The sequence below is a fragment of the Corynebacterium guangdongense genome (assembly GCF_030408915.1).
Classification (GTDB): Bacteria; Actinomycetota; Actinomycetes; order Mycobacteriales; family Mycobacteriaceae; genus Corynebacterium; species Corynebacterium guangdongense.
The window spans coordinates 891,949-904,546 of sequence record NZ_CP047654.1 but is presented as its reverse complement, the minus strand read 5'-3'; the positions used below and the strand labels follow the sequence as shown (position 1 = coordinate 904,546).

Sequence of the window (12,598 nt, the reverse complement as noted above, 5' to 3'; positions counted from 1 at the left end):
AGTCAACGAAAGGACTTGTCAGCATGACCACCGCACACCCGGATCTCGTCAGGATCGTCGACACCGTCACCACGGTCCACGGCGACAACCACCCGCACCTGGCCGACGTCAGAAAGACCTTCGCCCGGCTCAACGCCCGCTACGACTCCCTCGACGCCGCCGACCCCGTCGAGGTCAAGGCGGAGCTGGCGCAGTTGCGCGAGCTCTCCCACAATTTCCAGACCCCCGCCGACGGTTGCGAGGGCTACCAGCTGATGGACTCCCGGCTCGAGGAGTTCGAGAGGGACGTGCTCGCCAGGCTCGGCTAAGCACCGCACCCCGCCCGCCTGAACCTTTTCAGGCGGGCGTTCCCGCTTTCCGACGCATCACTCCCAGCCGTGCCGTCGGATGCCCGTTGCGCGTCACCGAACCGCCGGGCGAGACGTACACGATCTCCCCGTTGCGCCGTTCCAGCCGGCCGCGTCGGGGCGGGGCGTTCGGGTCGTCGTCGTTGACGCCGTTGTGGTAGCCGCAGCAGGTGGCGTGGTTCTCCGCGTTGGTGGGACCGCCGTGCTCCCAGGCCCTCAGGTGGTGGACCTGGGACTTGTCGGCGGGACTGCCGCATCCGTCCCAACCACAGACCGGGTTCTCGGCGGCGGCCAGCAGACGCTGTTTCTCGTTGGCGAAGCGGCTGGTGCGGTAGGCGTTGACCGCCCCGTGCATGGGGTGGACGAGGACGTCCTCGCCGCGTTCGCGGTACTTCGCGGCGAGCAGTTCGGCCCCGGTCATGCGGGCGCCGTTGCTCAGGGCGAAGAGAATGTCGTCTCCCTCTCCGGACTCAATGGCCATTTCCTCGTCGACGTGGAGGAAGGCGTGGGTGCGGATGACGGTGGTGGGCGCGCCGTCGGCAAGCAGCGCCCTGAAGCCCTCCGGAGTCCTGACCTCCGCCAGGAGCGCGGCGACCTCGTGTTCCGGCGCGGTGTAGTGGATGGTCGCCGCCATCGCCTGGACGTCGTGGGTGACGCGCAGGCCGCGGCGGGGGTTGGGCGGCCGGTCGGCGGTGAGTTCCTCGACGCGGGCCTTGGCGTGGGCGCGGATTTCCTCGTAGCTGCCGGTCATGGCGCAGAGTTCCTCACGCAGCGCCCACGGGGAGGGCACCCTTCCCGCGTGCTTCTCGATCATCTCCAGGGTCGGCAGGGAGTGGCCGTTGGCGCGGGCGGCGGCGGCGCAGCGGCGCTGGCGGGCCGTGGACTTCGTCGGGCCGAAGTAGACCCCCGCCAGCGTGAGCATCGAGCGCGCCTGGTGCAGCGGCAGGCCCAGGGAGGCCAGCTGCCGGGGCGTCTTCCCGGCGGCGGCGGCCAGCAGTGCGACGCCGCCGCGCAGCAGCGTCTCGAGTGCGTCCAGGTGGTTCATGCCCCGCACGCTACGGCACCGGCGGGCCCCCGCAACGGCGCGACAACCGCCCTGGGGATAACCCGTGTTGTCCACAGAAAAGTCGCTCCCGGCGGCCGCCTCGCGCCCGGCGCGCCCCGGTACGGGAGAATGCGCCGCCTCGCCCGCGCGCGGACGTGGCATCCTGGTGGTCATGAAATTCTTCGATCGCCTCTTCGGGCGGACGCCCTCGCCGGAGTTGGCGAAAGTGCCCGTCGGCGACATCCCCACCCTCGAGCTTGCGCGGCTGGCGGTCCGCCTGGCCCAGGACCTGCTCATCGTCACCGTCTCCCCCGCCGCCGCCGGCCCGCTTGCCGACGCCGCCCGCACCGCCCGGCCGCTGCGACTCACCTCCGGGCAGGCGCGCCCGGTGACGTTCGTGCCGGTGAGCACGCCGACCCGCCCGGTGCTGGATCCGCGGCTGGGCTGGATCATTCCGCTGGTGGACGGGGTGGCCGACGTCGCCGCCGAGCCCGGCGACTACGAGATCACCGAGTGGCTGGCCGTGGTGGTGGAATGACCGTGGCGGCCGGTGACCCTCCGCCGCCCGAGCCGCCGCCGCGACGCGGACGGGGGTGACCCTCCCCTGTTTTCCTGATCTTCATCTCGTGGTCACCGCCCGTTTCACGGGGAGGTGACTCCGACCCCCGCGGTCCCACGGGCCGTGGCGCGGTTCGCTAAACTCACGATTCAGTCCTTTTTCATCCACGATCATTGGAGTTCACAGTGAAGGTTGCGATTCTTGGCGGCGACGGCTTCTGCGGTTGGCCCGCCTCGCTCTACCTCTCGGACCAGGGCCACGACGTGATCATCGTCGACAACCTGTCCCGTCGCGCCATCGACGAGGAACTCGGCGCCGAGTCCCTCACCCCGATCGCCACCCCGGAGGAGCGCGTCGCGGCCTGGAAGGAAGTCACCGGCAAGGAGATCGCCTTCCACAACTTCAACGTCGCGGAGGACTACGACACCCTGCTGGACTTCCTGAGGACCGAGCAGCCGGACGCCGTGGTCCACTTCGCCGAGCAGCGGGCCGCGCCGTACTCGATGAAGAACTCGAAGAACAAGCGCTACACGGTCGACAACAACACCAACGCGACCAACAACCTGCTGGCCGCCATCGTCGAGGCCGACCTGGACATCCATGTCGTCCACCTGGGTACCATGGGCGTCTACGGCTACGGCACCGCCGGCATGAAGATCCCGGAGGGCTACCTGGAGATCCAGGTCATGTCCGACGAGGACGAGGCGGGCAACAAGGTCGAGCCGCACCCGATCGAGATGGAGATCCTCTACCCGAGCAACCCGGGCTCGATCTACCACATGACCAAGGTGCTGGATCAGACGCTGTTCGCGTTCTACGCCAAGAACGACGAACTGCGCATCACCGACCTGCACCAGGGCATCATCTGGGGCACCACCACGGAGCAGACCGCCAAGGACGAGCGCCTCATCAACCGCTTCGACTACGACGGCGATTACGGCACGGTGCTCAACCGCTTCCTCATGCAGGCCGCGGTCGACTACCCGCTGACCGTCCACGGCACCGGCGGCCAGACCCGCGCGTTCATCCACATCCGTGACATGGTCCGCTGCATCGAGATCGCGCTGCAGAACCCGCCGGCCCGCGGCGAGCGCGTCAAGATCTTCAACCAGATGACCGAGACCCACCGCGTCCGCGACCTGGCGAACCTGCTCGCCGAGATTTCCGGCGCCGAGGTCGCCAACGTCCCGAACCCGCGCAAGGAGTCCGCCGAGAACGAGCTGCACGTCGTCAACGAGACCTTCCTGGACCTCGGCCTGAAGCCGACGAAGCTTGCCGACGGCCTGCTGCACGAGGTCGAGGAGGTCGCCCGCAAGTACGCCGACCGCGCGGACATGTCGAAGATTCCGGCGCGTTCCCTGTGGACGAAGAGCAACGAGGCCGGCGTGCCCGCTGTCACGGCCGACGCGAAGTAACGCGGTCTCATGCGGATCTCGATGTTCACGGAGGTCTTCCTCCCGAAAATCGACGGCGTGGTCACCCGGGTGACGCGCACGCTCGAGCAGCTGGCGGAGATGGGCCACGAGGTCCAGCTCTTCGCCCCCGGCGACCCGCCCGCCGAGTACGCGGGCTTCGAGGTCGTCGGCGTGCCGGGAGTCTCCTTCAAGCCGGTCTACCCGGAGATCACGGTGGCGCGGCCGAACTCGAGGATCGCGAAGAAGATCAAGGAGTTCCAGCCCGACGTCATCCACGCGGTGAACCCGGTGTGGCTGGCGGCCTACGGGGTGGGCATCGCGAAGCGGAGGAACCTGCCGCTGGTGGCCAGCTTCCACACCGATGTGCCGGAATACGTCGAGTCCCTGCGCATCGGGTGGCTGCGCCAGCCGGCGGCCAGCTGGATCCGGATGCTGCACAACCGCGCCGCGGTGAACCTGTGCACCTCGGGGCCGATGATCGACAAGGCCGTCGCCGGCGGCATCCGCAACGTGGAACTGTGGCCGAAGGCGGTCGACACCGTCGGCTACCACCCGGCGAAGAACAACGAGCACTCCCGCAGCCTGCTCTCCGGCGGGCGCCCGGATGACCCGCTGGTGGTCTACGTCGGGCGCATGTCGCTGGAGAAGAACCTCGACCGCCTGGCGCCGATCATGCGCAGGGTGCGGGAGACGGTGCCGCACGCGCGGCTGGCGATGGTCGGTTCCGGCCCCGCGATCGACGAGCTGAAGAGGCTCATGGATCCGGCCTACACCACCTTCACCGGCTACATGTCGGGCGCGGACCTGGCGGGGGCCTTCGCCGCCGGCGACGTCTTCGCGTTCCCCTCGACGACGGAGACCCTCGGCCTGGTGGCGCTGGAGTCCTTCGCCTCCGGGGTGCCGGTGGTCGGGGCGCGGGCCGGCGGGATCCCGTTCGTCATCGACGACGGTGAGACCGGGTTCCTCGTCGAGCCGGAGGACGTCGCGGGCTGGGCCGGGCGCATCGCCGCTCTGCTCACCGACGCCGACCGGCACCGCGCCATGTCGCTGGCCGCCCGCGCGGAGGCCGAGCGCTGGTCCTGGCGGGAGGCGACGGAGACGCTGGTGAGCTACTACGACCGCGCCGTCGAGGCGCACCCTAGGGGTAGGTGACCACCGTCACCGAGCATGGTGCGACGGTGACCCGGCCGCTGCCGGGGGTGGACTGGATCCGGTGGTCGGCGAGCTCGACGACGTGCTCGCCGGCCTCGGCGTGCCAGTCCTGATCGCCGGTGTTGACGAACACCCGGTGGTGGCTGGGGCCCGTCACCAGGTACTGCAGGCGTCCGGGCTCGGCGATTTCCAGGTGGCGGGTGGCGGTGATCTCGTCGAGGGAGTGGACCCGCAGCCAGTCGGAGCGGCGTCGCCAGGCGATGAGCTCGCGCACGTGCCGCCCGACGGTGGCGTAGGGCTCGCGCAGCCCGCGCGGGTAGTCGAAGGCGTTGACGTGGTCGGAGGAGCGGTAGGAGTTGCCGTCGCCCTCCTTCGAACGCATCATCTCCTGGCCGGCGTGGAGGAAGGGTACGCCGGCGGCGAGCATGACCAGTTCGGTGGCGAGCATGTGCCGGCGGGCGATCTCGGCCTCGTCGGCGTGCGGGCGGGCGAACTTGAGGGCGTCGCGAAGCGTGTGGTTGTCGTGCACTTCGACGAAGTTGACGGACTGCGCCGCCGAGAGGAAGCGGCGTTCGCCGCGGGAGCCGGTGAGCACGTCGAAGAGGCGGCGGCTGACCTCGGTGGACTGCGCGCCGGAGATGGCGCCGGGGTGCGTCGGCCGGAAGACGGGGCCACGGACGGTGTCGCGGAAGACGTCGTTGAAGAAGCCGACCCCGGGCAGGGTGTCGGCGTGGTGGAAGTTGGCCGGGGTGACGCCGTGCGGATGGTTGCCCATCTCCCAGCCCTCACCGATGACGATGATGGAGGGATCGATGTCGTCGAGGCGGGCGCGCACGGCCGCCAGCGTGTCGGTGTCGTGGATTCCCATGAGGTCGAAGCGGAAGCCGTCGAGGCCGAATTCCTCGGCCCACCAGGCCACCGAGTCGACGATGTAGCGGCGGGTCATGGGGTGTTCGGAGGCGGTCTCGGAGCCGCACCAGGTGGCGTCGAGGAATTCGCCCTCGGGGGTGCGCCGGAAGTAGACGTCGGGGGCGGTCAGCGCCAGCGGGCTGGTGCGGACGTCGTAGACGTGGTTGTAGACTACGTCCATGATCACGCGCAGGCCGCGGTCGTGCAGCGCGGTGACCATCTGCTTGAGTTCGCGGATGCGCGAGAGCGGGTCGGCGGGGTCGGTGGCGTAGGAGCCCTCCACGGCGTTGTGGTGGTCCGGGTCGTAGCCCCAGTTGTACTGGTGGCCCATGCGCAGGTTGCCGAGCTCGTCGACGGAGCCGAAGTCGTAGATCGGCAGGAACTGCACGTGCGTCACGCCCAGCCCGCTGAGGTAGTCCAGGCCGGTGGGGCTGCCCTCCGGGGTCCGCGTCCCCGGCTGGGCCAGCCCGACGAAGGTGCCCGGCTTGACGACGCCCGCATCGCGGCCGATCGTCATGTCCCGCACGTGCGCCTCGTAGATGACTGCGTCGGTGTAGGCGCCGAAGGCGGGCATCCGCGGCACGGGGCCGCCGGCGCGGGAGAAGTCGACGATGACCGAGGCCACCCCGTTGGCGGCGACCCCGTGGGCCCAGGGGTCGGTCGACTCGGCCCGCGTGCCGTCGGCCCGGGTGATCAGGTAGCGGTAGTGGGTGCCGTGGCGGTCCCCGTCGAGGAAGATGCGCCAGGTGCCGGCCTCGTGGCGGCGCATGGGGCGCTCCCCCTCCACCAGCAGCAGCGTCACCGCCGCGGCGTCGGGGGCGTAGAGCGTCAGGGTGGTGCCGCCCGGGGCGTAGGAGGGGCCGAGGTCTCCGCTGTAGAAGGTGCTCACGTTCCCCCAGGCTACAGGTGGAGCACACCCAGCACGATGAGAAAGAGCGCGACGAGATAACCGCCACCCTTGGACACCGTCTGCGGGTTCTCCCGCGCCCACTGGAATCCGCGCCCCGGCGGGGACAACGGGTAGCGGCGGACGAGGGCGACGAGCGCCGCCACCAGCGTCGGCAGGCTCAGCGCGATGCAGGCGTAGAAGAACATGCCCCCATACTTGACCAGTGGCGAGTAGTCACCGACCGAGAGCACCGCGATGCCCGAGTAGAAGGGCACCGAGGTCAGCGACTGGAGGAAGCCGAGGACGAAGCCCGCCGCCACCGTCCAGGGGGAGGGTTCGCGGAGGAATTTCAGCATCATGTCGACGATCCGGTTGTCCTCCTCGGGCCGGGCCCGCCAGGTCAGGACGACGGTCAGCGCGCCGACGGCGATGAGGATGATGCCGAACCACGGGCTCGCCAACGCCGTCTGGACCCAGTCCTGCAGCCCGTTGAACAGCGCCATGACGGCTAGGGCCAGCAGGTAGACGCCCAGCCAGTCGCCGAGGATGAGCAGGGGCGCTACCTTCCGGTACCGGCCGCGGGGCAGCATGATGCCGATCGCCACGATCACGGCGATCAGCAGGGCATTGACGGAATCCGCGAAACCGAAGGCGACAGCTGAGAACATTCAGCACAGTCTAGCCGTCGTCGAGTAAGGGATTCACCTACGCCTTCGTCGCGATGGAGGGGAAGGCGCGCAGGCGCCCGTTCTCGTTCGGCGCGGGCAGGTCGGCCGGATCGATGCGCTCGGGCAGGACGGTCGGGCGGGCGCCGGCGAGGTGCTCGACGATGCGCACGACCTGGTTGGAGTAGCCGAACTCGTTGTCGTACCAGACGTAGAGCACGAGGTGAGTGCCGTTGGCGATGGTGGCCAGCCCGTCGACGACGCCGGCGTGGGTGGAGCCGACGAAGTCGGTGGAGACCACGTCCGGGGAGTTGATGTAGTCGATCTGCTGGCGCAGGGAGGAGTGCAGGGCCACCCGGCGCAGGAACTCGTTGACCTCGTCGCGGGAGACCTCGGTGTCCAGGCTGAGGTTGAGCACGGCCATGGACACGTCCGGGGTGGGGACGCGGATGGCGTTGCCGGTGAGCTTGCCCTCCATCTCGGGCACGGCCTTGGCCACGGCCTTGGCGGCGCCCGTCTCGGTGAGGACCATGTTCAGGGCGGCGGCGCGGCCGCGGCGCGGGCCCTTGTGGATGTTGTCGGCCAGGTTCTGGTCGTTGGTGTAGGAGTGGACCGTCTCGACGTGGCCGTTGCGGATGCCGTAGCGGTCGTTGAGCACCTTGAGCACCGGGGTGATGGCGTTGGTGGTGCAGGAGGCCGCGGACAGAATGGTGTCGCTGTCCTCGATGTCGGACTGGTTGATGCCGTAGACGATGTTCTTGACGTCGCCCTTGCCCGGGGCGGTCAGCAGCGCCTGGGTCGCGCCCGCGGCGGCGAGGTGCTGGCCCAGCCCCTCGCGGTCGCGCCAGCGGCCGGTGTTGTCGACGATGATGGCGTCGGTGATGCCGTAGGCGGTGTAGTCGATCGCGGCCGGGTCGTCGGCGTAGATGAACTGGATGGCGGTGCCGTTGGCGTAGATGACCTTGGCGTCCTCGTCGACGTGGATGGTGCCGTCGAAGGGGCCGTGGATGGAGTCGCGGCGCAGCAGGGAGGCGCGCTTGACGATGTCGTCCTCGCCCTTGGAGCGCACGACCACGGCGCGCAGGCGGACGCCGCCGTAGGTGGCCTCGCGGGCGATGAGGATGCGGGCGAGCAGGCGGCCGATGCGGCCGAAGCCGTAGAGGACGACGTCGCGCGGTTCGCGGTCGGTGCTGGCGCCCAGGGCCTGGGCCAGCTCGGAGCCGAGGAATTCGCGCAGGTCCGCGTCCGGGTTCTCGGCCTCGGTCGCGGCCCAGAGGGTGGCCAGGGCGCCGAGGTCGAGGGAGGCGGAGCCCAGGTCCATCTCGACCAGTTCGCGCAGGATGGGCAGGGTGGTCTCCAGCGGCAGTTCGCGGTCGACGATGCGGCGGGCGTAGCGGTGGGCCTTGACGATGTCGATGTCGGTGACGCCGATGAGCAGGCGGCCGAAGATCGAGGTGACCACGTTGTGCTCGCGGTGCAGGCGGCTGATCAGCGGCAGCATCTCCTGGGCGAGGTTGAGTCGGTGGGTCCAGTCCTGCTGGTGGGAATTCACGTGCCACTTCCTTGGGTGTGTTCGATGGTCGAGGAGGCCTCGTACCCGGCCGGGGGTGCTGCCGGAGACGGCCTGGTGACACCCCTCAAACCTAGTAGCGAAACGCTCGTACTGTTAGTTTACGGGGGTAGTCGGGTGAGGACATTTGACCAGGTAGAGTGGGGTCGACCACAGCCCATCGGAAAGGACTCCGGACGTCACCATGGAATTACCCCAGCCCCGCTCGCTTCACGACGTCATCGTCGACGGCGCCATCGCCCAGGCCGACGTCGACGCGGCCTTCGCGGCCACCCTGGGAGGGGTCACGGGAGTGGAGTTCACCACCCCCCAGCCTCAGGAGGACACCCCCGACGCCCCCGTCAAGGTCCGCGTCCACATCCGCGGCGGCCGGCTGCTGGACATGTCCGGCGTGCGCGTGGCCCGGGTCGTGGGCGGCGAGTGGACGTGGCTCAGCGCCCGCGGCGAGGCCTTCGACGTCGACGAGCTGCGCGGGACGGTGCCGGCCTCGGAGGAGCTGGTGGCCGCGGCGCGCACGCTCTTCGGCAACGAACCGGTACTGCTGGCCCCGCACCACGACGACGCTGGAACCAGCTCGGTCATCGCGGTGACGTCGGACCTGCCCGTCAGCACCCCGCGCACCGCCATCACCACCGGAATCTCACGCCTGGCCTCCGGGCAAGACGCCCGTCGCGCCCTGGTCGCCTTCGCCGCCGCCCGCGGCCTGGGCGTCCAGGAGAGCGGCGACCGGCTCGGTTTCTCCGACGGCACCGTCGTCACGCTCGCCGACGGCCGAGCCACCGACATCGCCCCGGGTCCGAGCCTGGCCCAGGTCCGCGACGACGCCTGGTTCACCTCCGTCGAGCACCAGCTGCTTCTCGACGGCCGCTACCCCGACCGCGAGATCCACTGGGCGCCGGGCGCGCCGACCGCGACGATCCGCACCGGGGACGGCGCGGAAGTGACCGTCAGCGCGGAGGTGACCGGCGTCGTCTCCGAGGGGGTGTTCCACTGGGCGTGGGCCTGGCCCGCGGCGGGGGTGTTGCCGCCGGGCAGTGCCGCCCTCCGCCTGCGCGACTTCGGCCTGGAGGCGGGGATTCCCTCCTTCACGGTGCCGCGCCAGGACTGGGAGCAGGTGCGCGTCGACAAGCTTCTCGACGCCGCCAAGCCGGTCCTCGGGCTGTGGACGCACGCGATCATCCCGCTGGCGACGGGCGTCGACGTGTCACTGGCTCTGGACGCCCCGCAGCTGCGGCTGCCGGCGGTGACCGCCGCCACCGCACAGGCGGTGCTCACGCGCGACGAAGGCGTCAGCGACCGTCGGCGGGCCGTGGCGGCCTACGCCCGCTTCCGGGGCATGCGCGTCGAGGGAGACCGGCTGCGGCTGCCCTCCGGCGAGGAGGTGGAGGTCGACGCCAGCTAGGGTGAGTGGTATGACTTATCGCCTCATCGCCCTGGACATGGACGGCACCCTGCTCGACGGGGAGGGGAAGTTCCCGCCCGGCTTCGACGAGATCCTGCGCGCCGCCCACGAGCAGGGCGTGGTGCTCGCCCCGGCCTCGGGGCGCCAGCTGGGCACGCTGGTGGACATGTTCGACGGCCTGCACGGCAGCCCGGACGGTTTCATCGCCGAGAACGGCGCGGTCGTGGCGCACGAGGGCGAGATCGTCTCCACCTCCCCCATGCCGACCGGACCGGTGCACGCCATCATCGACGCGGCGCTGGCGAGGGGGTTCGTGCCGGTGGTCTGCCGCCCCCTGATGGCGCACGTGCCCGCCGACCTGGACGCGGCCTCGACCGCGGAGATCGACAAGTACTACCATGCGACCAGCGCGGAGGATGACCTGCACGCCATCGTCGACGGGGAGGTCGTCAAGGTCGCCGTCTACCGGGAGGCCGTGGCCGAGGCCGAGATCTACCCGGTGCTGCGCGCGGCCGCGCCCGGACTCAACGTCGTCGTCTCCGGCGCGAACTGGGTCGACGCGATGGACCCCGCCGTCGACAAGGGCGTCGCCCTGCGCGCCCTCGCCCGGGCGCTGGCGGTCAAACCGCACGAGACCGCCGCCTTCGGCGACTACCTCAACGACTACGCGCTGCTCGAGGCCGCCGGCACCGCCTGGGCCATGGACAACGCGCACCCCGACCTCAAGGAGATCGCCGACCACATCGCCCCGGCCAACACCGAGCACGGCGTGGCCGTCGTGCTGCGCGACCTGCTCGGGCTCTGACTACTTCTTTTTCTTCTGCTGCTCCAGCTTCTTGGCGTAGTCCGGAACGTAGCGGAATTCCCCCCGCGAGGGCCGGTCGTAGGTGCTCTCGACGATTTTCTTCGGCAGCTTCGGCGCCTCGTAGCCGCGCACCTCGTAGGGCACGGACTCGAGGATGTGGCTGATGACGTTGATGCGGGAGCGCTTCTTGTCCTCGCTCTCGACGATGTGCCACGGTGCCGAGGCGGTGTCGGTGTGGATGAACATCTCGTCCTTGGCGCGCGAGTAGTCGTCCCAGCGGGTGATGGACTCCAGGTCCACCGGGGAGAGCTTCCAGCGGCGCAGGGGATCCTCGATGCGGTCGTGGAAGCGGCGCAGCTGCTCCTCCTGGGACACGGAGAACCAGTACTTGCGCAGGTGGATGCCGTCCTCGACGAGCAGCCGCTCCACCGTCGGGGCCTGCGAGAGGAAGCGGCGGTACTCCTGGGTGGTGCAGTAGCCCATGACCCTTTCCACGCCGCCGCGGTTGTACCAGGAGCGGTCGAAGATGACGATCTCGCCCCTGGTGGGCAGCTTGTCGATGTACCGCTGGAAGTACCACTGGCCGCGTTCGGCGTCGCTGGGCTTGGGCAGCGCCTCGATGCGGCAAGTACGCGGGTTGAGGTACTGGGTGATGCGCTTGATCGCCGAGCCCTTGCCCGCCGCGTCCCGCCCCTCCATGACGATGACCAGCCGCTGGCCGGTCTCCACCACCCACTGCTGCATGTCCACCAGGTCGGACTGCAGCCTCTTCAGTTCCTTCTCGTACGCCTTCTTCGCCAGCTTCTTTGCCATGCCCCCAGCGTAGCGGCCCGGAAACGACGCCGGAAACGACGAAGGCGCGCCCCCGCAGGTTGGTGGGGTGCGCGCGTCGGCAGGCGGAGGCCTACTTCACCTGGAACTCGGCCATCTCGTCCCACCCGGTCTTGCCCGGGATGAGGGTGTTGATGATCTCCGGGGTCTCCTTGAGCAGGGTCGGGAACAGCTCCTGCGAGTCCTTGAAGTGCTGGGAGTTCACGTGCGCCTCGGCGGCGTCGTCCTGGAATGCCTCGATGAGGATGTACAGGCCCTCGTCCTCGGTGGAGCGGTACCAGTCGAAGAAGAGGCAGCCCTCCTCGGCGCGGGAGGCCTCGGTGAACTCGGCCACCTTCTCCATGAAGTTGTCCTGGTACTCCTCGAGCGGGCGGAATTTGACGTTGATGAGAATCATGCGACCAACCCTAGTCCCTAGTGGAGGAAATACTCCACGAGATAGACGGTGTCACCCTGGCGGGCGGAGGCGACGCCGAATCGGTAGGACTGCTGCGAGGTGTTGGCCTCGCGGTTGAGCCACTGGATGCGGGCCTCGGCCTCGGCGACGCTGAGACGGTAGATGTTGCCGTCGCCGACGTCGGTGTGCGTGACGCCACGGCCGACGCCGGCCAGGAACTCGACCTGGCCGGCCAGCGCCTGGCCCGCCCACTGCGCGGCGATGTCCCAGGCCTGCGGGTCGGCGCGGTGGCCCATGTCGCTGAGATTGCGCTCGGTCGCGGAGAGGAGACGTCCTTCGACGGAGTCGGCGGTCCATGCGGCCGGGGCCGCCGGGGCGGGCGCGGCCGCCACCGCCTGGAACGGCGTCTGCGCGGAGAGCTCGGCCACCGGCGTGGGCACGGGAACGCTCTGCGCCTGGGCGGAGAGCTCCGCAACCGGCGTCGGCACGGGCAGGCTCTGCGCCTGGGCGGCGGGCATGAGGGCCAGGGCGGTCGCGATGGACGCCACGGCGGCGGTGACTCGGGTCAGGAGGTTGCGTCGGCTCATGCCACCACCCAACCATGAACCCGGT

Annotated in this window: 13 protein-coding genes; 6 read left to right on the top strand and 7 right to left on the bottom strand. The window is 69.7% G+C overall.

Annotation, left to right across the window (positions count from 1 at the left end; genetic code table 11):
* Nucleotides 1-23: 23 nt before the first annotated feature.
* Nucleotides 24-308, top strand: a complete 285-nt coding sequence (locus CGUA_RS04350; RefSeq protein WP_290197868.1) for a hypothetical protein — start codon at nucleotides 24-26, stop codon at nucleotides 306-308.
* A gap of 28 nt (nucleotides 309-336) precedes the next feature.
* Here the strand turns inward: CGUA_RS04350 and CGUA_RS04345 are convergent, their stop codons facing one another.
* A complete protein-coding gene (locus CGUA_RS04345) occupies nucleotides 337-1,392 on the bottom strand; it encodes an HNH endonuclease signature motif containing protein (protein WP_290197867.1) in 1,056 nt (351 codons plus the stop codon).
* Between the two features lie 172 nt (nucleotides 1,393-1,564).
* On the opposite strand from CGUA_RS04345, the gene CGUA_RS04340 reads away from it, so the two are divergent.
* The 3 genes from CGUA_RS04340 to CGUA_RS04330 all read left to right on the top strand — a co-directional run bounded on the left by CGUA_RS04340 (nucleotide 1,565) and on the right by CGUA_RS04330 (nucleotide 4,518).
* Nucleotides 1,565-1,930 carry a hypothetical protein gene (locus tag CGUA_RS04340; protein ID WP_290197866.1) on the top strand — a complete coding sequence of 122 codons (366 nt, stop codon included), beginning with the start codon at nucleotides 1,565-1,567 and terminating at the stop codon, nucleotides 1,928-1,930.
* A 206-nt stretch (nucleotides 1,931-2,136) separates the two neighbouring features.
* A complete protein-coding gene (locus CGUA_RS04335) occupies nucleotides 2,137-3,366 on the top strand; it encodes an NAD-dependent epimerase/dehydratase family protein (RefSeq protein WP_290197865.1) in 1,230 nt (409 codons plus the stop codon).
* 9 nt (nucleotides 3,367-3,375) lie between these two features.
* The gene (locus tag CGUA_RS04330; RefSeq protein ID WP_290197864.1) at nucleotides 3,376-4,518 is read left to right on the top strand and encodes a glycosyltransferase family 4 protein; all 1,143 of its coding nucleotides are present in this window, start codon (nucleotides 3,376-3,378) and stop codon (nucleotides 4,516-4,518) included.
* On the opposite strand, the gene pulA is transcribed toward CGUA_RS04330, so the two are convergent.
* The 3 genes from pulA to CGUA_RS04315 are packed head-to-tail and all read right to left on the bottom strand — an operon-like array spanning nucleotide 4,505 to nucleotide 8,482.
* Entirely contained in the window at nucleotides 4,505-6,316 is a 1,812-nt protein-coding gene (pulA, locus tag CGUA_RS04325; protein WP_290197863.1) for a type I pullulanase, read from the bottom strand. The genes CGUA_RS04330 and pulA overlap by 14 nt on opposite strands.
* Nucleotides 6,317-6,327: 11 nt before the next feature.
* On the bottom strand, nucleotides 6,328-6,984 hold the full coding sequence (locus CGUA_RS04320) for a hypothetical protein (protein WP_290197862.1): 657 nt from the start codon (nucleotides 6,982-6,984) through the stop codon (nucleotides 6,328-6,330).
* A gap of 37 nt (nucleotides 6,985-7,021) precedes the next feature.
* Nucleotides 7,022-8,482, bottom strand: coding sequence for a glyceraldehyde-3-phosphate dehydrogenase (locus CGUA_RS04315; RefSeq protein WP_374725062.1), 1,461 nt, complete (start codon nucleotides 8,480-8,482; stop codon nucleotides 7,022-7,024).
* A 253-nt stretch (nucleotides 8,483-8,735) separates the two neighbouring features.
* On the opposite strand from CGUA_RS04315, the gene CGUA_RS04310 reads away from it, so the two are divergent.
* Together CGUA_RS04310 and CGUA_RS04305 are read left to right on the top strand one after the other, a co-directional pair.
* Nucleotides 8,736-9,953 carry a DUF6882 domain-containing protein gene (locus tag CGUA_RS04310; protein WP_290197860.1) on the top strand — a complete coding sequence of 406 codons (1,218 nt, stop codon included), beginning with the start codon at nucleotides 8,736-8,738 and terminating at the stop codon, nucleotides 9,951-9,953.
* Nucleotides 9,954-9,963: 10 nt separating this feature from the next.
* Nucleotides 9,964-10,758, top strand: coding sequence for an HAD family hydrolase (locus tag CGUA_RS04305; protein WP_290197859.1), 795 nt, complete (start codon nucleotides 9,964-9,966; stop codon nucleotides 10,756-10,758).
* Here the strand turns inward: CGUA_RS04305 and ppk2 are convergent, their stop codons facing one another.
* From ppk2 to CGUA_RS04290, 3 genes are all read right to left on the bottom strand, one after another.
* A complete protein-coding gene (gene ppk2 / locus CGUA_RS04300; RefSeq protein WP_290197858.1) occupies nucleotides 10,759-11,571 on the bottom strand; it encodes a polyphosphate kinase 2 in 813 nt (270 codons plus the stop codon). It lies immediately after the preceding gene.
* 91 nt (nucleotides 11,572-11,662) lie between these two features.
* A complete protein-coding gene (locus CGUA_RS04295; protein ID WP_290197857.1) occupies nucleotides 11,663-11,986 on the bottom strand; it encodes a putative quinol monooxygenase in 324 nt (107 codons plus the stop codon).
* Between the two features lie 17 nt (nucleotides 11,987-12,003).
* Nucleotides 12,004-12,573: a hypothetical protein gene (locus CGUA_RS04290; protein WP_290197856.1), complete on the bottom strand. Its 570-nt coding sequence runs from the start codon at nucleotides 12,571-12,573 to the stop codon at nucleotides 12,004-12,006.
* Nucleotides 12,574-12,598 lie beyond the last annotated feature (25 nt).